This is a genomic window from Streptomyces sp. SID5643 (assembly GCF_009872555.1).
GTDB lineage: Bacteria > Actinomycetota > Actinomycetes > Streptomycetales > Streptomycetaceae > Streptomyces > Streptomyces iakyrus.
Map to the genome: position 1 here is coordinate 48,096 of NZ_WWIC01000061.1, position 24,670 is coordinate 72,765.

The 24,670-nt window shown below is 72.0% G+C and carries 25 protein-coding genes; 18 read left to right on the forward strand and 7 right to left on the reverse strand.

Features of this window, described 5'->3' with window-relative positions:
- Positions 1–16: 16 nt before the first annotated feature.
- On the reverse strand, positions 17–556 hold the full coding sequence (locus GTY56_RS07555; protein ID WP_161363752.1) for a peptidoglycan-binding domain-containing protein: 540 nt from the start codon (positions 554–556) through the stop codon (positions 17–19).
- A 317-nt stretch (positions 557–873) separates the two neighbouring features.
- On the opposite strand from GTY56_RS07555, the gene GTY56_RS07560 reads away from it, so the two are divergent.
- Positions 874–1,275 (forward strand): VOC family protein, encoded by a 402-nt coding sequence (locus GTY56_RS07560; protein WP_161363754.1) that lies wholly within the window; start codon positions 874–876, stop codon positions 1,273–1,275.
- Here GTY56_RS07560 and GTY56_RS07565 read toward each other — a convergent pair.
- Both GTY56_RS07565 and GTY56_RS07570 read right to left on the reverse strand, forming a co-directional pair.
- The gene (locus GTY56_RS07565; RefSeq protein WP_161363758.1) at positions 1,258–1,944 is read right to left on the reverse strand and encodes a helix-turn-helix domain-containing protein; all 687 of its coding nucleotides are present in this window, start codon (positions 1,942–1,944) and stop codon (positions 1,258–1,260) included. The genes GTY56_RS07560 and GTY56_RS07565 overlap by 18 nt on opposite strands.
- 62 nt (positions 1,945–2,006) lie before the next feature.
- Complete coding sequence (locus GTY56_RS07570) at positions 2,007–2,942, reverse strand: AraC family transcriptional regulator (RefSeq protein ID WP_161363760.1); 936 nt, start codon at positions 2,940–2,942, stop codon at positions 2,007–2,009.
- Positions 2,943–3,023: 81 nt separating this feature from the next.
- Between GTY56_RS07570 and GTY56_RS07575 the strand changes: the two genes are divergently transcribed.
- Positions 3,024–3,905: an NmrA family NAD(P)-binding protein gene (locus tag GTY56_RS07575; protein ID WP_161363762.1), complete on the forward strand. Its 882-nt coding sequence runs from the start codon at positions 3,024–3,026 to the stop codon at positions 3,903–3,905.
- A 13-nt stretch (positions 3,906–3,918) separates the two neighbouring features.
- Here GTY56_RS07575 and GTY56_RS07580 read toward each other — a convergent pair whose 3' ends face one another.
- Positions 3,919–5,085 carry a YhjD/YihY/BrkB family envelope integrity protein gene (locus GTY56_RS07580; protein WP_161363764.1) on the reverse strand — a complete coding sequence of 389 codons (1,167 nt, stop codon included), beginning with the start codon at positions 5,083–5,085 and terminating at the stop codon, positions 3,919–3,921.
- 110 nt (positions 5,086–5,195) lie between these two features.
- Here GTY56_RS07580 and GTY56_RS07585 point away from each other — a divergent pair, with 110 nt between their 5' ends.
- The 15 genes from GTY56_RS07585 to GTY56_RS07655 all read left to right on the forward strand — a co-directional run bounded on the left by GTY56_RS07585 (position 5,196) and on the right by GTY56_RS07655 (position 20,063).
- Positions 5,196–6,830 (forward strand): acyl-CoA dehydrogenase family protein, encoded by a 1,635-nt coding sequence (locus tag GTY56_RS07585; protein ID WP_161363766.1) that lies wholly within the window; start codon positions 5,196–5,198, stop codon positions 6,828–6,830.
- A gap of 264 nt (positions 6,831–7,094) precedes the next feature.
- Positions 7,095–8,372, forward strand: a complete 1,278-nt coding sequence (locus tag GTY56_RS07590; protein WP_161363768.1) for a GAF domain-containing protein — start codon at positions 7,095–7,097, stop codon at positions 8,370–8,372.
- Positions 8,373–8,547: 175 nt separating this feature from the next.
- Positions 8,548–9,858 (forward strand): hypothetical protein, encoded by a 1,311-nt coding sequence (locus GTY56_RS07595; protein WP_161363769.1) that lies wholly within the window; start codon positions 8,548–8,550, stop codon positions 9,856–9,858.
- A 66-nt stretch (positions 9,859–9,924) separates the two neighbouring features.
- On the forward strand, positions 9,925–10,497 hold the full coding sequence (locus tag GTY56_RS07600) for a GNAT family N-acetyltransferase (RefSeq protein ID WP_161363771.1): 573 nt from the start codon (positions 9,925–9,927) through the stop codon (positions 10,495–10,497).
- A 126-nt stretch (positions 10,498–10,623) separates the two neighbouring features.
- On the forward strand, positions 10,624–10,707 hold the full coding sequence (locus tag GTY56_RS41290) for a putative leader peptide (RefSeq protein WP_311241247.1): 84 nt from the start codon (positions 10,624–10,626) through the stop codon (positions 10,705–10,707).
- 127 nt (positions 10,708–10,834) lie between these two features.
- Positions 10,835–12,532 (forward strand): nitrite/sulfite reductase, encoded by a 1,698-nt coding sequence (locus GTY56_RS07605; RefSeq protein WP_161363772.1) that lies wholly within the window; start codon positions 10,835–10,837, stop codon positions 12,530–12,532.
- The gene (locus tag GTY56_RS07610; RefSeq protein ID WP_031133932.1) at positions 12,529–12,717 is read left to right on the forward strand and encodes a hypothetical protein; all 189 of its coding nucleotides are present in this window, start codon (positions 12,529–12,531) and stop codon (positions 12,715–12,717) included. The genes GTY56_RS07605 and GTY56_RS07610 overlap by 4 nt, the downstream gene beginning before the upstream one ends.
- Positions 12,714–13,424 (forward strand): phosphoadenylyl-sulfate reductase, encoded by a 711-nt coding sequence (locus tag GTY56_RS07615; protein ID WP_161363774.1) that lies wholly within the window; start codon positions 12,714–12,716, stop codon positions 13,422–13,424. Before GTY56_RS07610 ends, GTY56_RS07615 begins: the two co-directional genes overlap by 4 nt.
- Before the next feature lie 23 nt (positions 13,425–13,447).
- Positions 13,448–13,984 (forward strand): adenylyl-sulfate kinase, encoded by a 537-nt coding sequence (gene cysC, locus GTY56_RS07620; RefSeq protein WP_161363776.1) that lies wholly within the window; start codon positions 13,448–13,450, stop codon positions 13,982–13,984.
- A complete protein-coding gene (gene cysD, locus GTY56_RS07625; RefSeq protein ID WP_161363778.1) occupies positions 13,981–14,919 on the forward strand; it encodes a sulfate adenylyltransferase subunit CysD in 939 nt (312 codons plus the stop codon). Before cysC ends, cysD begins: the two co-directional genes overlap by 4 nt.
- A 2-nt stretch (positions 14,920–14,921) precedes the next feature.
- Complete coding sequence (gene cysN, locus GTY56_RS07630) at positions 14,922–16,256, forward strand: sulfate adenylyltransferase subunit CysN (RefSeq protein ID WP_161363779.1); 1,335 nt, start codon at positions 14,922–14,924, stop codon at positions 16,254–16,256.
- A gap of 223 nt (positions 16,257–16,479) precedes the next feature.
- Positions 16,480–17,583 (forward strand): aliphatic sulfonate ABC transporter substrate-binding protein, encoded by a 1,104-nt coding sequence (locus tag GTY56_RS07640; protein WP_161363781.1) that lies wholly within the window; start codon positions 16,480–16,482, stop codon positions 17,581–17,583.
- 62 nt (positions 17,584–17,645) lie between these two features.
- Entirely contained in the window at positions 17,646–18,434 is a 789-nt protein-coding gene (locus GTY56_RS07645; protein ID WP_161363783.1) for an ABC transporter ATP-binding protein, read from the forward strand.
- A complete protein-coding gene (locus tag GTY56_RS07650) occupies positions 18,421–19,317 on the forward strand; it encodes an ABC transporter permease (RefSeq protein ID WP_161363784.1) in 897 nt (298 codons plus the stop codon). The genes GTY56_RS07645 and GTY56_RS07650 overlap by 14 nt, the downstream gene beginning before the upstream one ends.
- 5 nt (positions 19,318–19,322) lie before the next feature.
- Positions 19,323–20,063 carry a sirohydrochlorin chelatase gene (locus GTY56_RS07655; RefSeq protein WP_161363786.1) on the forward strand — a complete coding sequence of 247 codons (741 nt, stop codon included), beginning with the start codon at positions 19,323–19,325 and terminating at the stop codon, positions 20,061–20,063.
- A gap of 24 nt (positions 20,064–20,087) precedes the next feature.
- Here the strand turns inward: GTY56_RS07655 and GTY56_RS07660 are convergent, their stop codons facing one another.
- From GTY56_RS07660 to GTY56_RS07670, 3 genes are all read right to left on the reverse strand, one after another.
- Entirely contained in the window at positions 20,088–20,915 is an 828-nt protein-coding gene (locus GTY56_RS07660) for a GvpL/GvpF family gas vesicle protein (RefSeq protein WP_161363788.1), read from the reverse strand.
- 168 nt (positions 20,916–21,083) lie between these two features.
- A complete protein-coding gene (locus GTY56_RS07665) occupies positions 21,084–21,458 on the reverse strand; it encodes a DUF4440 domain-containing protein (protein WP_161363790.1) in 375 nt (124 codons plus the stop codon).
- Entirely contained in the window at positions 21,451–21,999 is a 549-nt protein-coding gene (locus GTY56_RS07670; RefSeq protein ID WP_161363793.1) for a DUF1697 domain-containing protein, read from the reverse strand. The genes GTY56_RS07665 and GTY56_RS07670 overlap by 8 nt, the downstream gene beginning before the upstream one ends.
- Positions 22,000–22,339: 340 nt before the next feature.
- Here GTY56_RS07670 and GTY56_RS07675 point away from each other — a divergent pair, with 340 nt between their 5' ends.
- Positions 22,340–24,592, forward strand: coding sequence for an MMPL family transporter (locus GTY56_RS07675; protein WP_161363795.1), 2,253 nt, complete (start codon positions 22,340–22,342; stop codon positions 24,590–24,592).
- Positions 24,593–24,670: the final 78 nt, after the last annotated feature.

The window sequence follows — 24,670 nt, forward strand, 5'->3', positions numbered from 1 at the left end:
CCGGCGGCGGTGCGGCTCAGCCGACCGTGCGGTAGTGGGCGTACTTCCACGGCCCGACGTTCTTCAGCTTCACCTGGTACTTGCCGCCCACGCGCTTGAAGTTGACGTTCCGCACGAGGCCCTTGTACTGGACGATGTTGCCCGGGAGGCTCTGGAGCCGGCTCTGGGCGAAGTCCCAGCTCTCACTGTCGACGGTGCCGTCGGTCTCGGGGAGGTTGTGCCGGCTCTGCCACCACTGGGTGGCCGACTCGGTCTCCGGCCCGAAGGAGCCGTCGATCCGGCTCTTCCTGAAGGGCTGCGACTCGCCCTCGTCGTCCTCCCACTCGGCGCCGTCCGCCCACAGCACGGTCTCCCACAGGGCGATGGCGTTGCCCCTGGAGTAGGCGTCGACGCCGAGGTTCTCCTCGTCCTCCCAGTCGTTGGTCACGATGCCCTTGCCGTCGATGCCGAAGTAGGCGGGCGCGGCGTTCGCCGCCGGGGCCAGGGCGATGCCGGTCCCCCCGGCCCCCAGCATCACGGCCGTCGCCATCGCCACGGCCCGATTGCGCATGCTCATGCGGTTGTCCTTTCCGAACCGCCGTCCCCCGGCGGGTTTCCCCTGGGGCGGCTCGTCTCGTCTGGCACGGCACAACCTCACGGGCCGGCGGTACCCGCGGCGAGCCCTGCCGGCGTCCCCGGACCGCCCTGGGACGGTTCACGCGCGGTGCGGCGGCGTCCCGGCGGGAGACGGGCCGCCGGGGACCCGCAAGGGCCGCCGCCTGCGGAGAGGAACACCACCGCCCCGCAGGCGTCCGGAGGTCGTTCGAGGGCGGGCGGCACGGGACGTCCGTTTTCTTCAAGACCGGGCGGTGCGGGCCTGCCTACGGTGGCTTCATGACTGCACGATTCGATGCCATCGGCCTGGTCGTCTCCGACATGGCCGCCTCCGTCGCGTTCTACCGCCGGATCGGGTTCGCCTTCCCGGACGGCGCCGAGAACCAGCCGCACGCCGAAGCGGAACTGCTTGGCGGGCTGCGGCTGTTGCTCGACACCGAGGAGACGGTCCGCTCCTTCATGCCCGGTTGGCAGCCGCCCGCGGGCGGCGGCCGTGCCTCGCTGGCCCTGCGCTGCGACGGACCGGAGGAGGTGGACGCCCTGTACGACGAGCTGGTCGGCTCGGGCTGCGAGGGCGAGCTCAAGCCGTGGGACGCCTTCTGGGGCCAGCGGTACGCCGTGGTGCACGACCCGGACGGCAACGGGGTGGACCTGTTCGCCCCGCTAGCCGCCGCCGAGTAGCTCACCCAGCGGCAGTCCCGCCAAGTCCCTTACGTCACGGGCCAGATGGGCCTGATCGGCGAATCCGGCCCGGGCGGCCGTCTCCGCGAAGGGCACACCGGCCCGGGCCAGTGCGAGGGCGCGGCGCAGCCGCAGGATGCGGGCCAGGGTCTTGGGGCCGTAGCCGAAGGCGGACAACGAACGGCGGTGCAACTGGCGCGCGCCCAGGCCGAGTTCGTCGGCAGTGGCGGCGACCGGACGGCCCGCGTCGAGGGCGGTGACGATCTGCCGGAGCAGCGGGTCGGGGGGTTCGGCACCGGCCGCACGCCGCAGCGCCAGTTCCTCCAGGCCGCTCGCCGGGTCGGGGGCCGCGTTCACCCGGCCGGACATGCGCCGTACCTGCGCGGCCGGCCACAGGTCCGCGAGCTCGACGCGCCGGTCGCGCAGCTCGTGCGCCGGCACGCCCAGGAGCGCCGGGGCCGTGCCCGGGTAGAAGCGGATGCCGGCCCAGGGCCCGGTCACACCGTCCGGGAGGTACGCGCGGGTATCGGGCCCGGCGACCATCAGCCGCCCGTCGTGCCACAGCAGATCCATGCACCCGTCGGGCAGGACACGCCCCGCCCCGGGCCCCGTCGGGGTGTTGGTCCACACGACGGCCCCGGGCAGCCGCGACGCCCGTTCCTCGTACACGAGGGCCAGGCTACGCCGCGGCCCGGCGACGGGCGCGAGGATCAGTACCGGTGCCGGTGCCGCTACGCCGCCCGCCCCCGGTACTCCACCGGGCTCACCCCGTAGACCCGCTTGAACGCCGTCGACAGGGCGAAGGCGCTGCCGTAGCCCACCCTGCGGGCCACTGCGTCGAGGGTGTCGGCGGAGTCGCGCAGGCGGTCGGCGGCCAGGGCGAGGCGCCAGCCGGTCAGGTAGGTCATCGGCGGTTCGCCCACCAGGGCGGTGAAGCGGCGGGCCAGCGCGGCTCGGGACACCCCGGCCTTCGCGGCGAGCGAGGCGACGGTCCAGGGGTGGGCCGGGTCGTCCTGGAGCAGGCGCAGCACGCCGCCGACGACGGGGTCCGCGAGGGCCCGGTACCAGGCCGGTGCCTCCGCCTCGGGGCGTGCGAACCAGGCCCGCAGTGCGGCGATGACCAGCAGGTCCAGCAGCCGGTCCAGGACGACCTCCTGCCCGGGCCCGTCCCGGACGATCTCCTCCATGAGGTACGGCGTGAGCGGGCAGTCCCACACGTCGGAGGGGAGGGTGAGCAGCGGCGGCAGGGCGTCCAGCAGCCGTCCGCCGACCTCGCCCCGCAGCGGGTAGGTGCCGATCAGCATCACGGTGTCCCCGTCGAGCCGGTCGCCCCAGGTGCGCACGCCGAGGTCCATGGAGCCGTTGAGGGGCCGTCCGTCGGGGTAGTGGCACTCCTGGTGCGGCAGGATCACCGCCTGCGGTGCCGTGCCGGGGGTGTCGGCGCAGGTGTACGGGTCCGGGCCGCGGGCGATGGCGAGGTCCCCGGCCCCGATCCGCGTCCGCTCGCCCCGGTCGGGGACGATCCAGGCCTCGCCGCGGACGACGAGCATCACGGTGAGTGGGGCCCGGTCCTCGACGCGTACCGCCCACGGCGGGTCGAAGCAGGCCCTGATCATGAACGCGCCCCGCGCGCGGGGCCCCTCCAGCAGACCGGCGAGAGCGTCCATGCGGCCAGCGTAGACGCGGGCGTATGGGAATGAGCCGTTCGGCGATGGTTCCGTGCGGCGTACGGCAGTTGACTCGACGGCATGACGAACACAGCGGAGAACACAGCGAGGAACAGGGCACGGAACAGTGCACGGAACACGCAGGTCAGGAGGGTGGTGGTGACGGGCGCCACGGGGCGTACCGGGAGCCGGGTGGCGCGCGCCGCGGAGGCGGCCGGGCTCACGGTCCGGGCGGCTTCGCGGGCGACGGGCTTCGACTGGTGGGACGCCTCGACCTGGGCGGACACCCTGCGGGGCGCCGACGCGGCCTACCTCGCCCACCCCTCGGACGTCGGCGCCCCGGGCGCCGCGGAGGTGGTCGGCGCGCTCGCGCGGGAGGCGGTCGGGCTCGGTGTGCGGCGGCTGGTGCTGCTGTCGGCGCGGGGCGAGGACCAGGCCCTGCCCACCGAGGAGGCTCTGCGCGCCTCGGGGGCGGACTGGACGGTCGTGCGGGCGGCCTGGTTCGCGCAGAACTTCAGCGAGGGGCCGCTGGTGGCGGAGCTGCGGGAGCGCGGCGAGCTGGTGTTCCCGGCCGACGGGGTGCGCGAGCCGTTCCTCGACGTGCGGGACATCGCGGACGTGGTGGTGCGCGTGCTGACCTCGGGCGACCGGTACGCGGAGCGGATCCTCACCCTCTCCGGGGCCCGGCTGCTGACCTTCGGGGAGGCCGTCGCGGAGATCGCCGCGGCGACGGGGCGTCCGCTGAGGTACCGGGCCGTCTCGACGCGGGACTACGGCGAGGCGCTGGCCGGGTTCGGTGTGCCGCCGCAGGAGGTGGCGGGGATGACGGAGATCTTCGGCACGCTCCTCGACGGCCGCAACGCGCATCTTTCGGACGGCGTACGGGAGGTGCTGGGCCGCGCGCCCCGGGACTTCGGCGACTTCGTGCGCGAGGAGGCCGCGGCCGGGACCTGGCAGGCCTGAGGGCCGGTCGCCGTCACTGGTCCTCGGGCGGGGGCCCCTCCCCGTTGACCTGGGTGGTCTTCAACTGGGTGTTCTTCACGTGGGTGCTCTTCACATGGGTGCGCAGGCGGGCCGACACGTCCTCCGGAGGCAGGAAGCGGGACCAGCGTTCCGGGAACTCGGAGGGCATGTCCGGGTCGGCCTCGCCCGCGGCACCGGCGCGGGCGACGTACTCGGCGACCTGGGCCTGCCGCAGCCGCTCGTTGGCCTCGCGGGCCGCGGCCGTCGCGGCGGCCGGCCAGACCCGGTCGATGGCGGCGTTGACCGCGGCCCCGACCAGGACGGCGAACGCGGACACACCGATCCACAGCAGCACGGCCACGGGCGCGGCCAGGGAGCCGTAGATCGTGGGGCCCTCGACGGTGCTGGTCAGGTAGATCCGCAGCAGGAAGCTGCCGAGCACCCACATGCCGAGGGCGACCAGCGCGCCGGGCACGTCCTCGATCCACGGGGAGCGGACCGGGACGGACACGTGGTACAGCGTCGTCAGGAAGGCGATCGACAGGAGGATCACCGTGGGCCAGTACAGGACCTGTACGACCGTCGTCGACCACGGCACGATCCGCACCACCGCGTCCGGGCCGGCCACCATCAGCGGCAGCGCGACCGAGCCGATCAGCAGGGCCACGATGAACAGCAGGAAGGCCAGCAGGCGGGTCTTGACGATGCCCCGGACGCCGTCGAGGCCGTACATGACGGTGATGGTGTCGATGAAGACGTTCACCGCGCGGGAGCCCGACCACAGGGCGAACAGGAAGCCGATGGAGATGACGTCGGGCCGGCCGCCCTTCATCACGTCGTGCAGGATCGGCTGGGCGATCTCGCGGACGCCCTGGTCGGACAGGATGGTGCGGGAGGCCTCGAGGAGGTTGGTCTGGAGGCTCTGGATGGTGTCGGCGCCGGTCCACGCGTCGACGTAGCCGAGCAGTCCGATCATGCTGAGCAGCAGCGGCGGCACCGACAGCAGAGTGAAGAACGCGGCCTCGGCCGCGAGGCCCAGGATGCGGTACTCGATGCAGGAGTTGACGGTGTCCTTGAGCAGCAGCCAAGCGGTCCTGCGCTTGGAGACGTTCCGGTAGAGGGCTCGCGCCCGGTGGAGGCGCCCGGAGGGTGTGTCGGGGGTTTCACTTGCTGGCTGCACCCCCTAACGGTATCCGCCGTGCCCGGCCCCACTCACCCACAGGCCGGGTCTTCGCGGACCGGACCGGGTCCGCCGGGTGCCAAGGTGGCGCCGCGGGGTACTTTCGCAGCATGGCAGGCAGCACGCACACCGTGACGAACCAGGTCCCGCCGCTGGTCGGGTACGACGTCTTCTCCGCCGACCGGGCCCTGGCCGACGCGGTCGCCCGGCATCTGGATCCGGACCTGCGCGAGGAGGTCCTCGGCGAGCTGACGGCGCTGGGCCGCACCTCCGGCTCGGCGCAGGTGCAGGACTGGGGCAGGCTGGCCAACGAGAACCCGCCGCGGCTGCTGACGCACGACCGGTACGGCAACCGGGCCGACGAGGTCGAGTTCCACCCGTCGTGGCACCGGCTGCTCGGCAAGGGCGTCTCTGCGGGTCTGACGGCGGCGTGGGGCCGGCCGGCCGGGCATCTGCGGCGGGCCGCCGCCTTCGTGGTGTGGACGCAGGTCGAGGCCGGCAACGGCTGTCCCCTGTCGATGACGCACGCCGCGGTGCCCGCCCTGCGTGCCGACCCGGAGCTGGCCGCCGAGTGGGAACCGCGGCTGACGTCCATGGTCTACGACCAGGAGCTGCGGCCGGCGCACCTCAAGGCCGGGGCGCTGTTCGGGATGGGGATGACGGAGAAGCAGGGCGGCAGTGACGTCCGCGCCAACCGCACGTCGGCGCGGCCCCTCGCCGAGGACGGGACGTACGAGCTGACCGGCCACAAGTGGTTCTGCTCTGCGCCCATGTCCGACGGTTTCCTGGTGCTGGCGCAGGCTCCGGGCGGGCTGACCTGTTTCCTGGTGCCGCGGGTGCTGCGGGACGGCACGCGCAACGTGTTCCGGATCCAGCGGCTCAAGGACAAGCTGGGCAACCGGTCGAACGCCTCCGCCGAGGTCGAGTTCGACGGGACGTGGGGGCGCCGGGTCGGCGAGGAGGGGCGCGGGGTGCGCACCATCATCGAGATGGTCGCGGCGACCCGGCTCGACTGCGTGCTCGGCTCCGCCGGGCTGATGCGGCAGGCGGTGGCGCAGGCGGTGCACCACTGCACGTACCGCGAGGCGTTCGGCGGGAAGCTCGTCGACAAGCCGCTCATGCGCAACGTCCTCGCCGACCTGGCGCTGGAGTCGGAGGCGGCGACGGCCCTGGCGCTGCGGCTCGCGGCGGCCTGGGACGACGGCGGTGAGCAGGAGCGGGCGCTGCTGCGGATCGCGGTGCCGGCCGCCAAGTACTGGGTGACGAAGCGGTGCCCGCCGGTTGCCGTGGAGGCGGCGGAGTGCCTCGGCGGCAACGGGTACGTGGAGGAGTCCCCGATGCCGCGGCTGGTGCGCGAGTCGCCGCTGAACTCGATCTGGGAGGGCGCGGGCAACGTCCAGGCGCTCGACGTGCTGCGGGCGTTGCAGCGGGAGCCGGGCGCGCTGGACGCGTATCTGCGGGAGGTCGGGCAGGCGCGGGGCGCCGATCACCGCCTGGACGGGGCGATCAAGGACCTGCTGACCGAACTCGCGGATCTGGAGGGCGTGGAGGGGCGGGCGAGGCGGCTCGCGGAGCGGCTCGCGCTGGTGCTCCAGGGCTCGCTGCTGGTCCGTTTCGCACCGCCGCAGGTCGCCGACGCGTTCTGCGCGGGGCGGCTCGGCGGCGACGCGGGGGCCGCGTTCGGGACGCTGCCGCACACGCTGGACCTGGCGTCGGTGGTGGAGCGGGCGCGGCCGGTGTCCTGATCCGCAGGGCCGTCGTACGGGTGCGCGGAAGAGCGGGGGTGGTGCTGCGCCGACACGGCACCACCCCCGCCGTACGGGCCCGTTCGAGCGGCTGAACGCCGCTCGGGGAGGCGCCGCTCAAGTTTCGGACACGTCCGGGCCGTCCACCAGGGTTGCAGGGGGTTGCAACTTGCTGCTGACTGTGTGCGGAGTGTGCGCGCGCCACCGGGGGCAGACGGCACTATGAGACGCACAGTCAGAAGCCACTCCGGGGGGCGCACGCGGATGGACGTCACGCACTTGGCCGCCGTCGACAGCACGCGCGCGGCCCGGGTTCTGAAGCAGGTCCGCTCGGCGCGGCTGGCCGGGCAGCCCGCTCCGGTGGCGCCGCGTCCGGTGATCGAGCGGTCCTGGGAGCGGATGATGCGCAGTGGTGTGGATCCGGACCACGACGTGCGGGCGGATCCGCTGTCCCGCGAGGAGGTGCAGCGGCGGCGCGAGACGTCGGTTTTGCGCCATGTGCTGCCGGTGCTGAGGGAGGGGCTGCTGGCGGCCGCGGACGTCGCCCACCACATCATGGTGGTGGCCGACGAGGAGGGCCGGGTGCTGTGGCGCGAGGGCAGCCCGCCGGTGCTGCGCAGGGCCGACGGGCTGGGTTTCGAACTCGGCGCGGACTGGCGGGAGGACGTCGTCGGCACGAACGGTCTGGGCACCCCGGCAGTGGTGCGCCGGCCCGTACAGGTCTTCGCCTCCGAGCACTTCGTGCGCTCCCAGGCCGACTGGACCTGCGCGGGCGCGCCCCTGACGGATCCGCGGGACGGCCGGCTGCTCGGTGTGGTGGACGTGAGCGGTCCGCTGGAGACGATGCATCCGGCCACGCTCGCCTGGGTGGGATCGGTGGCCCGGCTCGCCGAGGCCCGGCTGCGGGAGATGCACACGGAGTCGCTGGAGCGGCTGCGGGCGGTGGCGGCGCCGGTGCTGGCCCGGATCGGCGGCCGCGCCCTGGTCGTCGATCCGGACGGCTGGACCGCCGCGGTCAGCGGTATGCCGTACGCGCGGCGGGTGGCGCTGCCGAAGTCGCTGTCGGCGGGCCCGAGATGGCTGCCGGCGCTCGGGCTGTGCTCGGTGGAGCCGCTGGCGGGGGGCTGGCTGGTGCGGGCGGCCGGGGACGAGCCGGTGCCGCGCGGCCCGGCCAGGATCGTGCTGGACCTCAGGCAGGCGCGGCGCTGGTCGGTGGAGGTGCTCGGCGGGGCGGGCTCCTGGACCCGGGAACTGAGCCCGCGGCATGCGGAGTTGCTGTATCTGCTCGCCGTTCACCGCGCCGGCCGCAGCGCCTCGGGCCTGGCCGGGGACGTGTTCGGCGATCCGGCCCGCACGGTGACGGTGCGTGCCGAGATGTCGCGGGTGCGGCGGTATCTGGGGGCGTTTCTGGAGCACCGGCCGTACCGGTTCGCCGAGGGCACCGAGATCGAGGTGCTGCTCCCGGACGATCCGCGGGATCTGCTGCCGCACTCGACCGCACCGGCGGTGAGCGGGCAGCGGGGATCCGCAGCGGCACCCTGAGGTTCACGGCGCGTGCCGCACAAGGCGCCCCGAGGGGTGCATCTTTCGCATATTTGCAGGGTCTTCGTCCCGCGCGCCGCTCACCTGCCGTAGCATCCCTCTACGGGCCACCCCACCTGCTCCTCCGTCAACGTGCGGATCAACAGGCGCAGTTGGTCCGTCTCGGGAGGACGTTATGAAGCATCGCGGCAGACACCGGCGGCGCAGGCGGGGCAGGGCGCTGCGCGCGACCCTGGCCGGGACGGCTCTCGCGCTCACCGCCGCCGCCACCATGATCAGCGCCTCGCAGGCCACCGTCGCCGACGCCCCCGGGGCTCTCAAGCCGGTCTCCGCGTCCGACGGTGCCGGGCGGTTGCCGCTGGCCGAGCACCGGGTGCCCGGGCGGTGGTTGGACCGGCTCGCGTCGGAGATGGGCCGGCCCGTCGGCGTGGGCACGGTCCTGGAGAACGCCGACGTCCCGCTGCGGGAGGCGGCCGACTGCCCGGGCCCCGAGAAGCACGCCCTGCCGGTGGACCCGGCGGCCACGCGCGCGTACTGCTTCGGCGCCGCCGGCACCCGGGGCTGGCGGGCCGGCGCGGTCACGACCTCGGGCGACGCGGACGACGACGGCCGCTGGGGCGCGAACCGCGTGATCCTGTCCGGCTGGACCCGGGGCGCCGAGGGCGGCTCCCTGGACGGTCCGGCCCCCGGGCAGGGCCTGGCCAAGGTCGCCTTCGTCGACGCGAACGACCCGGGCGCGCCGCGCTACACATGGGCCCTGCTGGCCGTCCCGGTGGACGGCGGGCGGGACTACCGGGGGCTGGTCTCCCCGCTGTCCGGCATGGTCTGGTACCAGGACAAGCTGCTGGTGACGACCCGCGAGGGCGACCGGGACGCGCTCTACGTGTACGACATGGACCGCATCCAGCGCGCCACCGTCGAGTCCGACGCGGTCGGGCGGGTGCGGGGCGGCTGGGCCGCGCACGGTTACCGGTTCGTGCTGCCGGCCGTCGGCTCGTACACGCTGCCCGGCGGGGACGACGCGGCCCGCCCGGCCACCGTCTCCCTGGACCGCAGCACCTCCCCCGACAGCCTGGTCGCGAGCGAGTGGGTGCCGGCGGACGGTGACCGGCCCACCCGGCTGTGGCGCTACGCGCTGAGCCGGGACCCGGCCCGCTCCGGGCTGCTCGCCACCGACTCGTCCGGGGACGCCAACCCGGTCGAGGCGTACGAGACGAAGACGGCGGACGTGCGGGGCGTCCTGGCCCACCGCACCGGCTGGTACCTGGACCGGGCGTCGGGCAGTCCGGGCGGGCACGGCACGCTGTGGCGCCAGGACACGGACGGCGCACGGGCGACGGAGTGCGGCACGGACGGGACGCGGCACTGCTGGAGCGGCCGGTCGGGTTCCCTGTCCTACTGGGAGGAGACGGGCGAGGTCTGGTCCCAGTCGGGGCGGATGCTGTTCGCCCTGCCGCTGACGTCGATCGACCGGGCGCTGGACTGACCGGAGCCGCGCGCGGAGCACGGGGCCGATCGACAGACGAGTGGGTCGGATGATTTTCTGGCCCGCATGACCACCATCGCCGTGACCACCTGGTCCCTGGAGCAGACCGCCCCGACCGACCTGCTGCCGGCCGTCGCGCCGGACGGGGACGTCCGGGTCGTCCGCTCCGAGGTGCCCTCGCCCGAGTTCAGCCGGTTCCTCTACGCGTCGGTGGGCGGCGACATCCTCTGGACGGACCGGCTCGGCTGGCCGTACGCGCGCTGGGTGGAGCACCTGGAGCGGCCCGGGGTGGAGACGTGGGTGGCCTACGACCGGGGCACGCCCGCGGGGTACGTGGAGCTGGAGGCGCAGGACGACGCGGTCGTGGAGATCGTCTACTTCGGGCTGCTCCCCGCCTTCCGGGGCCGGCGCATCGGCGGTCACCTGCTGTCGTACGGCACGGCCCGGGCCTGGGACCTCGCGGACCGCTGGGCGGGACTGGCGCCGACGAAGCGGGTGTGGCTGCACACGTGCAGCAAGGACGGCGAGCACGCGATGGACAACTATCTGCGGCGGGGCTTCACGCTGTTCGACACCAAGGTCGAGGAGGAGGCGGAGGCCGCCGCTCCGGGACCGTGGCCTGGGGCGTTCCCCGTCTGACCTGGACGGACACCTCAGAACCACCCCATGTGACCTACACCACCCTTGTCTTGCTCTGCGAGACAAGGGTGTCCGCATTTTGGACGAAGCTGGACTGTGTCCAGATCGCCGTGACACGCTTCCGTCATGTCCGGAACTGGAATTGCCTTGGTGAGTCGGCGGCACGTCGACCTCGGCCGCATGTCCAGCGCCATCTGTCCGGCGCACTGAGCGTACTCAGCCCGCGCCCGACATCCCCTTTCTCCTCTCCTTTCCCGCGCAATGACGCGCACCTATGCCCGTGCGCGCACGCGCAGGTCAGAGCCGCATTCCCGCCTGTCCGAAGGACGTATCAACCATGGCCGCCACCCCGCAGAAGCCTGCCGACGCGACTCCCCGCCGCAAGGTGAGCCGTCACCGCGGTGAGGGTCAGTGGGCCGTGGGGCACCACACCCCGCTGAACGGCAACGAGCAGTTCAAGAAGGACGACGACGGTCTCAATGTGCGGACACGCATTGAGACGATCTACTCCAAGCGCGGTTTCCACTCGATCGACCCGAACGATCTGCGCGGCCGGATGCGCTGGTGGGGGCTGTACACCCAGCGCAAGCCCGGCATCGACGGCGGCAAGACGGCGATCCTGGAGCCGGAGGAGCTGGACGACGAGTACTTCATGTTGCGCGTCCGGATCGACGGCGGGGCGCTGACCACGCGGCAGCTGCGGGTCATCGGCGAGATCTCGCAGGAGTTCGCGCGCGGCACCGCCGACATCACGGACCGGCAGAACGTCCAGTACCACTGGATCCGGATCGAGGACGTGCCCGAGATCTGGAACCGGCTGGAGGGCGTGGGCCTGTCGACGGTCACCGCCTGCGGCGACACCCCGCGTGTGATGATCGGCTCGCCGGTGGCGGGCATCGCCGAGGACGAAATCATCGACGGCACCCCGGCTCTGGAGGAGATGAAGCGCCGCGTCCTGAACAACCCGGCGTACTCGAACCTCCCCCGCAAGTTCAAGACGGCGATCTCGGGCTCGCCGGTGCTGGACGTGGTGCACGAGATCAACGACGTCGCGTTCGTCGGCGTCGTCCACCCCGAGCACGGCCCCGGCTTCGACGTGTGGGTCGGCGGCGGCCTGTCCACCAACCCCAAGCTGGGCGTGCGGCTGGGCACCTGGGTGTCGGTCGACGACGTCCCGGACGTCTACGAGGGCGTCATCTCGATCTTCCGTGACTACGGCTACCGGCGGCTTCGCACCCGCGCCCGCCTGAAGTTCCTCGTCGCGGACTGGGGCGCCGAGAAGTTCCGGCAGGTCCTGGAGGACGAGTACCTCAAGCGCAAGCTGGTGGACGGGCCCGCCCCGGAGCAGCCGTCCCAGCTGTGGCGCGACCACATCGGTGTGCACCGGCAGAAGGACGGCCGCTTCTACGTCGGTTTCGCCCCGCGGGTGGGACGCGTCGACGGCGCCACGATCACGAAGATCGCCGACCTCGCCGAGGCCCACGGCTCGGGCCGGGTGCGCACCACCGTCGAGCAGAAGATGATCGTCCTCGACGTCGAGGAGAACCAGGTCGACTCGCTCGTCGAGGCCCTGGAGGCGCTCGATCTCACCGCCCGGCCCTCCTCGTTCCGGCGCGGCACCATGGCCTGCACCGGCATCGAGTTCTGCAAGCTCGCCATCGTCGAGACCAAGCAGCGCGGTGCGCAGCTGATCGACGAACTGGAGCGTCGTCTGCCGGACTTCGACGAGCCGCTCACCATCAACCTCAACGGCTGCCCGAACGCCTGCGCCCGTATCCAGGTCGCGGACATCGGTCTCAAGGGCCAGCTCATGCTCAACGACCAGGGCGAACAGGTCGAGGGCTACCAGGTGCACCTGGGTGGCGCCCTGGGCCTGGAGGCCGGCTTCGGCCGCAAGGTCCGCGGTCTGAAGGTCACCTCCGAGGAACTGCCCGACTACGTCGAGCGCGTCCTGAAGCGGTTCCAGGCCGAGCGCGAGGACGGCGAGCGGTTCGCCGCGTGGGCGGCGCGGGCCAGTGAGGAGGCCCTGTCATGAGCGAGCGGGCGGCACCGTTCTACTGCCCCTACTGCGGCGACGAGGACCTGCGTCCGAGTGAGGCCGCGGAGGGCAGGCACGGCGCGTGGGAATGCGCGGCGTGCAGCCGGGCCTTCTCGCTGAAGTTCCTGGGGCTGCTGGCCCAGGGACTGAAGCGATCCGACTCCGGAGGGGCACAGATATGACGACCGCTCAGGAAGAGCGCACCACCGAGGACCTGAAGCAGCTCGCCGAACAGGCGGGCCGCGATCTTGAGGACGCCTCCGCGCCGGAGATCCTCCAGTGGGCGGCGAAGACGTTCGGCAAGCGGTTCTGCGTGACCTCCTCCATGGAGGACGCGGTGGTCGCCCACCTCGCCGCCCGTGCCATGCCCGGCGTCGACGTGGTCTTCCTCGACACGGGCTACCACTTCGAGGAGACCATCGGCACCCGCGACGCGGTCGAGGCCGTGATGGACGTCAACCTGATCACGCTCACCCCGCGGCAGACGGTCGCCGAGCAGGACGCCGAGTACGGCCCGAAGCTCCACGACCGCAACCCCGACCTGTGCTGCAAGCTGCGCAAGGTCCAGCCGCTGGAAGAGGGCCTGAAGGACTACCAGGCCTGGGCGACCGGTCTGCGCCGCGACGAGTCCCCGACCCGGGCGAACACCCCGGTGGTCGGCTGGGACGAGAAGCGGCAGAAGGTCAAGATCTCGCCGATCGCCCGCTGGACCCAGGACGACGTGGACGCCTACGTCACCGAACACGGCGTGCTGACCAACCCGCTGCTGATGGACGGCTACGCCTCCGTGGGCTGCGCGCCCTGCACCCGCCGGGTCCTTCAGGGCGAGGACGCGCGCGCCGGCCGCTGGGCGGGCCGCAGCAAGACCGAGTGCGGGCTGCACGGATGACGACGACGATTCAGGAGAGTGACGTGACGACCGGAGCCACCGTCTGGCTCACGGGTCTGCCGAGCGCCGGCAAGACCACGATCGCCCACGAACTGGCCGGCCGGCTCCGCGAGGAGGGCCACCGGGTCGAGGTGCTCGACGGCGACGAGATCCGCGAGTTCCTCTCGGCGGGTCTCGGCTTCAGCCGCGAGGACCGGCACACCAACGTGCAGCGCATCGGCTTCGTTGCCGAACTGCTCGCCCGCAACGGCGTGCTGGCCCTCGTCCCGGTCATCGCGCCGTACCAGGACAGCCGCGAGGCGGTGCGCAAGCGCCACCAGGCGAACGGCACCGCCTACGTCGAGGTGCACGTGGCCACGCCGGTCGAGGTGTGCAGCGAGCGGGACGTGAAGGGCCTGTACGCCAAGCAGGCCGCGGGCGAGCTCACCGGGCTCACCGGGGTCGACGACCCGTACGAGGCGCCCGAGTCGCCCGACCTGCGCATCGAGTCGCAGAACCAGACCGTGCAGGAGTCCGCGGCGTCGGTGTACGCCCTGCTCAGCGAAAGGGGACTGGCATGACGACGACCGTCGCCACCGTTTCCGAGGGGACCGAAAGCCCGTACGCGCTCTCCCACCTCGACGCCCTGGAGTCCGAGGCGGTGCACATCTTCCGCGAGGTGGCGGGCGAGTTCGAGCGGCCGGTGATCCTCTTCTCCGGCGGCAAGGACTCCATCGTCATGCTGCACCTGGCGCTGAAGGCCTTCCGGCCGGCATCGGTGCCGTTCTCGCTGCTGCACGTGGACACCGGGCACAACTTCCCCGAGGTCCTCGACTACCGCGACCGCACGGTCGAGCGGCACGGGCTGCGGCTGCACGTGGCCTCCGTGCAGGAGTACATCGACCGCGGTGTCCTCAAGGAGCGCCCGGACGGTACCCGCAACCCGCTCCAGACGCTGCCGCTGACCGAGAAGATCCAGGCGGAGAAGTTCGACGCCGTCTTCGGCGGCGGCCGCCGCGACGAGGAGAAGGCCCGGGCCAAGGAGCGGGTGTTCTCCCTGCGCGACGAGTTCTCCCAGTGGGACCCGCGCCGCCAGCGCCCGGAGCTGTGGAACCTGTACAACGGCCGGCACGCGCCCGGTGAGCACGTCCGCGTGTTCCCGCTGTCCAACTGGACCGAGCTGGACGTGTGGCAGTACATCGCCCGCGAGGGCATCGAGCTGCCGCAGATCTACTACGCCCACGAGCGCGAGGTGTTCTCCCGCAGCGGCATGTGGCTGACCGCCGGCGAGTGGGGCGGGCCGAAGGACGGCGAGACGGTCGAGAAGCGGCTCGTGCGCTACCGGACCGTGGGTGACATGTCCTGCACCGGCGCGGTGGACTCCGACGCCGACACCATCGAGAAGGTGATCGTGGAGATCGCCGCCTCCCGGCTCACCGAGCGGGGCGCCACCCGCGCCGACGACAAGATGTCCGAGGCCGCGATGGAAGACCGCAAGCGCGAGGGGTACTTCTAGAGATGAGCACCATCACCACCGAGGAACTCGCGGAAACGACGCTTCTGCGGTTCGCCACCGCCGGTTCCGTCGACGACGGCAAGTCCACCCTCGTCGGGCGGCTGCTGCACGACTCCAAGTCGGTGCTCACCGACCAGCTGGAGGCCGTGGAGCGGGTCTCCGCGAGCCGCGGCCAGGAGGCCCCGGACCTCGCACTGCTCACCGACGGCCTGCGCGCCGAGCGGGAGCAGGGCATCACCATCGACGTGGCCTACCGCTACTTCGCCACGCCCCTGCGGCGGTTCATCCTCGCCGACACCCCGGGCCACGTGCAGTACACGCGCAACATGGTCACCGGCGCCTCCACCGCCGAGCTGACGGTGATCCTGGTCGACGCCCGCAACGGCGTCGTCGAGCAGACCCGCCGCCACGCGGCCATCGCTGCCCTGCTGCGCGTGCCGCACGTGGTGCTGGCCGTCAACAAGATGGACCTCGTCGGCTACGAGGAGACGGTGTTCGCGGGCATCGCCGAGGAGTTCACGGCGTACGCGACCGAGCTGGGTGTCCCCGAGGTGACCGCGATCCCGATCTCGGCACTCGTCGGCGACAACGTGGTGGAGCCTTCCGCCAACATGGACTGGTACGGCGGCCCGACCGTGCTGGAGCACCTGGAGACGGTGCCGGTCAGCCACGACCTGAGCCACTGCCACGCCCGGCTGCCCGTCCAGTACGTGATCCGCCCGCAGAACGCGGACCACCCGGACTACCGGGGCTACGCCGGGCAGATCGCGGCCGGCTCCTTCCGCGTGGGCGAGTCCGTCACCGTGCTGCCGTCCGGCCGGGCCTCGAAGATCTCCGGCATCGACCTGCTGGGCGAGCCGGTGGACGTGGCCTGGACGACGCAGTCGGTGACCCTCCTGCTGGAGGACGACATCGACATCTCGCGCGGCGACCTGATCGTGCCGAGCAAGGACGCGCCCGCGACGACGCAGGACATCGAAGCGACCGTCTGCCACGTCGCCGACGCCCCGCTGACGGTCGGCCACCGGGTACTCCTCAAGCACGGCACCCGCACGGTCAAGGCGATCGTCAAGGACATCCCGTCCCGTCTCACACTCGACGACCTGTCCCTGCACCCGCACCCGGGACAGCTCGTCGCCAACGACATCGGCCGGGTGAAGGTCCGTACCGCCGAGCCGCTGCCGGTCGACTCCTACGCCGACTCGCGCCGTACCGGCTCGTTCATCCTGATCGACCCGAACGACGGCCAGACCCTCACCGCCGGCATGGTCGGCGAGTCCTTCGCGGCCCCGGAGCCGGTCAAGGACGAGTCCGAGGACGACGGGTGGGACTTCTGACATGACCTCCCCGGACTTCTACTCGATGTTCGCCAAGGAGGGCGGCCGCGTCGGCAGCGGTGCTCTCGGCAGCGGGCAGGGCGGGGTTGCGCGATGTGTGCGCTGACGTACGCGCACTGCCTGCGCGCCCTCACCCCCCACCGCCGTCGACGAAAACCCGCCGAACTCCCGGCCACGACCTGAACCGGACGTGACCGCCGGGCCTCCGAGAGGACCACCTCCCGTGCCTGCATCATCCGCTCTGCGCCGCGGCCTCGCGGTCATCGCCGCCGTCCCCTTGCTCACCCTGGCCGCCTGCGGTTACGGCTCCCAGGCCAAGGACGACGGCACCGCCAAGGTCGCCGCCGGGGCGAAGAAGATCGAGGGTCTCGACCAAGTCAAGATCGGCTACTTCGGCAACCTCACCCACGGCACCGCGCTGGTCGGCATGCAGAAGGGCATCTTCCAGAAGGCCCTCGGCGCCACGGAGGTCGTACCGGCCGTCTTCAACGCCGGCCCCTCGGAGATCGAGGCGCTCAACTCCGGTTCGATCGACATCGGCTGGATCGGTCCCTCCCCCGCGATCAACGGCTACACCAAGTCCGCGGGCGAGAACCTGCGCATCATCGGCGGTTCGGCGTCCGGCGGGGTGAAGCTCGTGGTCAACCCGGACAGGATCAAGTCGCTGAAGGACGTCAAGGGCAAGCGGATCGCGACCCCGCAGCTCGGCAACACGCAGGACGTGGCGTTCCTCAACTGGGCCGCGGAGCAGGGCTGGAAGGTCGACCCGCAGAGCGGCAAGGGCGATGTCACGGTCGTCCGCAGCGACAACAAGGTCACCCCGGACGCCTACAAGGCCGGGTCGGTCGACGGCGCGTGGGTGCCGGAGCCGACCGCGTCGAAGCTGGTCGCCGAGGGCGGCAAGGTCCTGCTCGACGAGTCGACGCTGTGGCCGGACAAGAAGTTCGTGATCACGAACATCATCGTGCGGCAGGACTTCCTCAAGAAGCACCCGAAGGTCGTCGAGGCGGTGCTCAAGGGCTCGGTCGAGACCAACAAGTGGATCAACGCCAACCCGGACGCGGCGAAGGAAGCGGCGAACAAGCTGCTGGAGCAGGAAACCGGTAAGGCGCTGCCCGCCGACGTGCTGGACCCGGCGTGGAAGTCGATCCGGTTCACCGACGACCCGCTGGCCTCCACCCTCAGCACCGAGGCGGAGCACGCGGTGAAGGCGGGGCTGCTGGAGAAGCCGGACCTGAAGGGCATCTACGACCTCGCGCCGCTGAACAAGGTCCTGAAGGCCGAGGGCCTGCCCGCGGTCGACGACGCCGGACTCGGCGTGAAGTAAGCCCGCATCCCGAAGCCGCATCCCGAAGGCGCATTGTGAAGAGTTCCCAGGAGGTGACGACCATGGCCACGACCCTCGCCAAGGCCGCCGACGGCACCGAGTCGGCCACGCACGCCGCCCGGATCGACCACGTGTCCAAGTCGTTCGCGGGGCCCGCCGGGCAGCAGCTCGTCCTGGACGACATCACCCTCGATGTCGCGCCCGGAGAGTTCGTCACCCTCCTGGGGGCCTCGGGCTGCGGCAAGTCCACGCTGCTCAACCTGGTGGCGGGCCTGGACCGCCCCAGCGCCGGCGAGATCGCCACGGACGGCCGTCCGGCGCTGATGTTCCAGGAGCACGCGCTGTTCCCGTGGCTGACCGCGGGCAAGAACATCGAACTCGCCCTGAAGCTGCGGGGCGTGCCGAAGGCCGAGCGCCGGGAGCGGGCCGAGGAACTGCTCGAACTGGTGCGGCTGAAGGGCGCGTACGGCAAGCGGGTGCACGAGCTGTCGGGCGGTATGCGCCAGCGCGTCGCCCTGGCGCGGGCGCTCGCCCAGGAGAGCAAGCTGCTGCTGATGGACGAGCCGTTCGCGGCGCTGGACGCCATCACGCGGGACGTGCTGCACGACGAGCTGACCCGCATCTGGCGCGAGACCCAGCTGTCCGTCCTGTTCGTCACGCACAACGTGCGCGAGGCGGTCCGGCTGGCGCAGCGTGTGGTGCTGCTGTCCTCCCGGCCCGGGCGGATCGCTCGTGAGTGGACGGTCGGCATCCCGCATCCGCGCCGCATCGAGGACACCGCCGTGGCGGAGCTTTCCGTCGAGATCACCGAAGAACTGCGTGGGGAGATCCGCCGTCATGGCCAGCACTGATTCGCCGACCGTCGCCAAGGACGGCAACGATCTCGCCGGGCTCGAGGCGGGTCTCGACGCGCTGGAGACGCGGCAGACGAGCCGGACCCCGTTCCGGCAGACCCTCACCCAGAAGATCCTGCCGCCCGTCCTCGCCGTCGCGCTGGTCCTGGCGGTCTGGCAGGCGCTCGTCTCGTTCAAGGTCGTCGACGACCCGACCAAGCTGCCCGCGCCGTCCGCGGTGTGGGACGTCGTGCGCACGGCGTGGCTCCAGGGCGAGCTGCTCGGCTACATCTGGACCAGCGTCTCGCGTGGCCTGCTCGGTTTCTGCTTCGCCCTGCTGATCGGCACGCCGCTGGGTCTGATCGTGGCCCGCGTGAAGTTCGTCCGTGCGGCGATCGGCCCGATCCTGTCGGGCCTCCAGTCCCTGCCGTCGGTCGCCTGGGTGCCTCCTGCGGTGATCTGGCTGGGTCTGAACAACTCGATGATGTACGCGGTGATCCTGCTCGGCGCGGTCCCGTCGATCGCCAACGGTCTGGTCTCCGGCGTGGACCAGGTCCCCCCGCTGTTCCTGCGCGCGGGCCGCACGCTGGGCGCCACGGGCCTGAAGGGCACCTGGCACATCGTCCTGCCCGCGGCCCTGCCCGGCTATGTGGCGGGCCTGAAGCAGGGCTGGGCCTTCTCCTGGCGCTCCCTGATGGCCGCCGAGATCATCGCGTCCTTCCCCGACCTCGGCGTCGGACTCGGCCAGTTGCTGGAGAACGGCCGCAACGCCAGCGACATGGCCATGGTGTTCGAGGCGATCCTGCTCATCCTGATCGTCGGCATCGCCATCGACCTGCTGATCTTCAGCCCGCTGGAGCGGTGGGTGCTGCGCAGCCGCGGCCTGCTGGTGAAGAGCTGAGTCCCATGACGAACAAGCCCGTTCTCCTCGTCATCGCCCACGGCAGCCGCGACCCGCGGCATGCCGCGACGGTGCACGCCCTGGTACGCCGGGTGCGCGCGACGCGCCCCGACGTACGGGTGGAGACGGGCTTCCTGGACTTCAACGTCCCTTCGGTGCAGGGGGTCCTGGAGTCCCTGGCGGTGCAGGGCGTGCGCGACGTCGTGGCCCTGCCCCTGCTCCTCACCCGGGCGTTCCACGCGAAGGCGGACATCCCGGCGGTCCTCGCGGACGCGCCCCCGCAGCTGCGCATCCACCAGGCGGACGTCCTGGGCCCCTCACCCCTGCTCCTGGCGGCACTGGAACGCCGCCTGTACGAGGCGGGCCTGACCCCCGCCGACAAGTCCTCGACGGGGGTCGTCCTGGCCTCGGCGGGGTCCACCGACCCGGAGGCGATCGCAGTGATCGCAGAAATCGCGCGGGAGTGGCGGCACACCGGTTGGTGCGCCGTGCGGCCTGCGTTCGCCTCCGCATCCCTCCCGCGCACGGAGGACGCCGTCCGCGAACTCCGCGCCCTCGGCTGCACCCGCGTCGCCGTCGCCCCCTACGTCCTGGCCCCCGGCTTCCTCCCGGACCGCATCGCCCGGGGCGCGGCGCAGGCGGACGTCCTGGCGGACGTCCTGGGCCCGGCGCCGGAGGTGGCGCGGGTCGTGCTGGACCGGTACGAGGCGGCTCGGATGCCGTTGCCGTCGGCCGTGAGCGCCTGATACGTCAGCCGGACGGGCCGGCCGTCACGCCGCCGGTTCCTCGTGGGGTTCCGGCTGGAGGGCGAAGGAGTACGGGGCCCAGGGGCCGGTGATCTCCACGCGGAGGCCGGGGACGCCCTGGGCGGCCGCGAGGATGCCCGCGCGGAAGGCTACGACGCGGTCGGCCGGGACGAGGTAGGCGTCGTTGGCGACGTTGGTGCCGGGGGCCGTGCCCGCCAGGCTGCCGCGCTCGGGGGTGTGGGCGACGCGGTCCACGGCGAGAGTGCGGGCCGTGTCGGTGAGGCGGGCCGCGGCCTGGACGACCGTGCGCCACGCCTCCTCGTTCCGGCGCTGTCTGCGGCGGCGGATCACCTGGTAGGCGCGGCCCACTCCGAGGCCGGTGACCGGGTCCTGCGCGGGCTCCGGGCCGTCCTCGGGCGGGGTGATGTCCGGGGCCGCGTAGATCTTGACGCCGAGTTCGACATGGCCCGTGAGGCGGTCGAGAAGGGAGAGGAAGTAGCCGCGGCGGGTGTCGAGCGCCTGCCGGGCGCGGTCCACGTCGGGGTAGACGGTGGCCAGGCGCAGGGGAAGCACGGCGGCGCCGGAGGCGACCAGGGCGGCCACCACGGCGTGGTGGGTACGGACCGTGGACTCCAGCCAGTCCACGTCGTGGAGATGGGCCTGGAGGGGGACGTCGTCGTAGTCGGCGGACGGGACGTGGCCGATGGCGAAGGCGAGTTGGTGGCCGCTCACGGCCGGGGCGACCAGGTGGATCGGTTCCCCGGCGACACCGCGCAGGTGGGCCGTGGCCGCCGCGGCCTCGGGGGTGCGGCGCAGGACCGCGTAGGTGTAGACGAGGTTCGTGTCGCTCATGACTGCGGGCTCCTGTCGGTCGCCGTGCGATTCCTCTCGCGAGACTCCGTTCTCGTGCCGTCCCTCCGTAGGTACGCAGGGGGCGACGGGCGCGTTCACGGGAACAGCCGGCGGGTTGCCCGTGCCGGGGGGCCGCTCCGGCCACGGCCCCGCCTGGGAACCGCAGGGTCAACTCGCCCGTGCGCTGAACGGGGTCGCCTGGTGGAACCAGAGCAGCCAGCGGCCCTCCGTGCGCCGCCACAGCGAACTGCGGTGGGCGTGGCTGCCGTCGTACTCGGTGTCGTAGGTGAGGTGCACCAGGTCCGGGGCGAGCTGCACGCCTCTCAGCGCGGAGACGGCGACGGCCTCGGTGCCGGACTCGGCGGTGGCGGCCAGGGAGGCGATGATGGCGGCCCGGCTCCAGTGCCGGCCGGAGGCTCCGAACTCGTGGAAGTCGGGGTGCAGCAGCGCCCCGACCCGCTCGGGCGACCGGCGGACCTTCGGGGTGAGCAGGGCGAGTTCGCCCTCCATCGCGGACTCGACGGCCGGGTTGCGCTCAGACACCTGTCATCTCCACCAGCTTGACGACGGTGTTCCAGTTGCGGGTCGTGGCGGTCACGCCCTTGTTGATGCGCGGTTTCGACAGGTGCTCGGCCAGCTTGGAGCGGCCGAGGCCGTTCGGGGCGTACAGGTACAGAGCCCGGTCGCCGAGGCGGAACTCCTCGGGGAGGCAGGCGTTCTGGTCGATCTCCGCGAAGCGGTCGGGGGTGACGGGCGCGGAGAAGTAGGGGACGTGGAGCTGCTTGGGCTCCAGTTCGGCCGCGGGGAACGGGCAGGCCTCGGCGATCGCCCGCAGATAGGCGTGGTCGCGCACGATCACGTCGACGCCGAAGCCGAACCGCTTCTCGATGGCCTGCGCGATCTCGCCGGCCAGTGACTCCTCGCTGCCGTGGCCGGAGGAGAACACGGCCTGGCCGCTCTGGAGGTACGTGCGGACGTCGTCGTGGCCGAGGTCCGTCAGGAGTGTGCGCAGGCCGGCCATGGGGACCTTCCGGCTGCCGCCCACGTTGATGCCGCGCAGCAGGGCCGCGTATGTCGTCGTCATCCGCTCACGATAAAGCGGCCGTCGTGCCCCGTGGGGGTGGGCACGACGGCCGCCGCGGGCAGCTGCCCGGCCCCGTAAATTACTCACCCGTCTTCGCGGGACACAACCGTCTGCTCAGGATCCACACACCCGAGGAGACCGATATGTCTGACGATAGGTGTAAGGGGCCACAGTCCGTGGGGGTCCTCCCCAGTGGGGAGGGAGCTCGCTCCATGGGGATGAGCCCGGGCTCCGCCACTTCACCGGACAGCACGACGAGATGGCCTTATCCGGCCCATACCTTCGAAGCGAAAGGGGGCGGCAGGGGGCCGCCACCACACTTCGAGGGGGCAAGCCCGTCATGGGGAACGGAGACATACGGGTGCGGGGCCTCGCCGCCCGGGCCGGCGGCTGGAGCGCCCGGCACCGATGGGCTGCCGTCGGTATCTGGGTGCTGTTCGTCGTCCTGGCGATGGGGCTCGGTTCGGCAGCGGGCCGGGTCGACGTCAAGGACAGCGACCAGCTGAAGGGCGAGACGCACACCGCCGCGCGGATCATCGAGGACGCCGGGATCGACGAGCCGGCCAGTGAGAACGTGCTGATCCAGGCCAAGGGCGGTGACCTGAAGGCGACGGACGCCGAGTTCCGGGACGCCGTCGACGCCGTCGTGCGGGCGGTCGAGGGGACCGGCCGGGTCACCGAGGTGGCCTCGCCGTACGACACGAAGACGATCTCGAAGGACGGCCGCAGCGCGCTCGTGCAGTTCGACATGCGCGGCGAGTCCGACACCGCGGGCGAGCGGGTCGAGCCGGTACTGAAGGCCGTCGAGGGCGTCCAGCAGGACCACGAGGCGCTGCGGATCGAGGAGATCGGCGGCGCCAGCATGATGAAGACGTTCGACGACGCGTTCGGCGACGACTTCAAGAAGGCCGAGTACTCCGCGGTGCCGGTGGCCTTCGGCATCCTGCTGATCGCGTTCGGCGCGCTGGTGGCGGCGCTGCTGCCGGTGGTGCTGGCGATCACCGCGATCATGGCGACGATGGGCCTGATGGGCGTCGTCAGCCATGTGATGCCGATGAGCGACACCGCGAACTCCGTGATGCTGCTGATCGGCCTGGCCGTCGGCGTCGACTACTGCCTGTTCTACCTGCGCCGCGAGCGCGAGGAGCGCGAGGCCGGCCGGGACGCGCAGACGGCTCTCAGGATCGCCGCCGCGACCAGCGGCCGGGCGATCGTCGTCTCGGGTGTCACGGTGTGCGTGGCGATGGCGGGCATGCTGTTCACCGGCCTCGCCGAGTTCGAGGCGATGGGCCTGGCGTCGCTGATGGTGGTGGCCGTGGCGATGGTGGGGTCCGTGACGGTGCTGCCCGCGCTGCTGTCGCTGCTCGGTGAGCGCGTCGAGAAGGGCCGCATCCCGTTCCTGCGCCGGCGCAGGAAGAGCGGCGGCAGCCAGGACAGCAGGTTCTGGACGGCCGTGCTGCGGCGCGTCCTCGCCAAGCCGGTGATCGCGGTGGTCGTCGCGACCGGAGCGCTGCTGGCCATCGCGGCTCCCGCGCTCGGCATGAAGACGCAGCAGCTCACGCTGGACCAGGAGTTCGGTGACTCGCTGCCGATCGTCCAGACGTACAACCGGCTCAACGAGGCCTTCCCGGGCGGTTCCGAGCCGGCCGAGGTGGTCGTTAAGGCGGACGACATCAACGCGCCCGAGGTGAAGTCCGCGCTCGCCGACTTCCGTGACCGGGCGATCAGTTCGGGCGCCTCGCGCGGGCCGGTGGAGATCAAGCTGCACGACGCGCAGAACATGGCGTTCGTCTACGTTCCGCTCGTCGGCGGTTCCGATCTGGACAAGGCGGGTGCGAGCCTGGACAAGCTGCGCGACGAGGTGCGGCCGGCCACGCTCGGCAAGGTCGCCGGGGTCGAGGCGCCCATCACCGGGCAGGTCGCGGGTTCCAAGGACTTCAACGACCAGTTGGCGGGCGCTGTGGTCCCGGTGTTCGCGTTCGTCGTGGTCTTCGCCTTCGCGCTGATGCTGCTGTCGTTCCGCTCGCTGACCATCGCCGTCACCTCGATCGTGCTGAACCTGCTGTCGGTGGGCGCCGCGTACGGGATCCTCGTGGCCGTCTTCCAGCACGGCTGGGGCGCGTCCCTGGTGGGCGCGGAGGGCGTCGGCGCGATCATCACCTGGCTGCCGCTGTTCCTCTTCGTCATCCTGTTCGGTCTGTCGATGGACTACCACGTGTTCGTGGTCTCCCGGATCCGCGAGGCGCGGCTGCGGGGTCTGGCGACGAAGGACGCGATCCGGCACGGCGTGGTCACCACGGCCGGGGTGGTCACCAGTGCCGCGGTCATCATGGTCGCCGTGTTCGCCATCTTCGGGACGCTGTCGATGCAGTCCATGAAGCAGATGGGCGTCGGCCTCGCGGCAGCGGTGCTCATCGACGCGACGATCATCCGGGGTGTGCTGCTGCCGGCCGTGATGGCGCTGCTCGGCGAGCGCAACTGGTACCTGCCGAAGTGGCTGCACCGGCTGCCGGACCTCACGCACGACGAGACGCCGCAGGCGGTCGCCGGAGCGGTGGTGCGGGACGACGAGGGCGAGCCCCTCAAGGTCTGATCTCCGCTGCGGGGTCATCGGCCCGTTGGTTGCCGGGGCAACCAACGGGCCTTTCGCCGCCCCGCGTCAGGCGCCCCG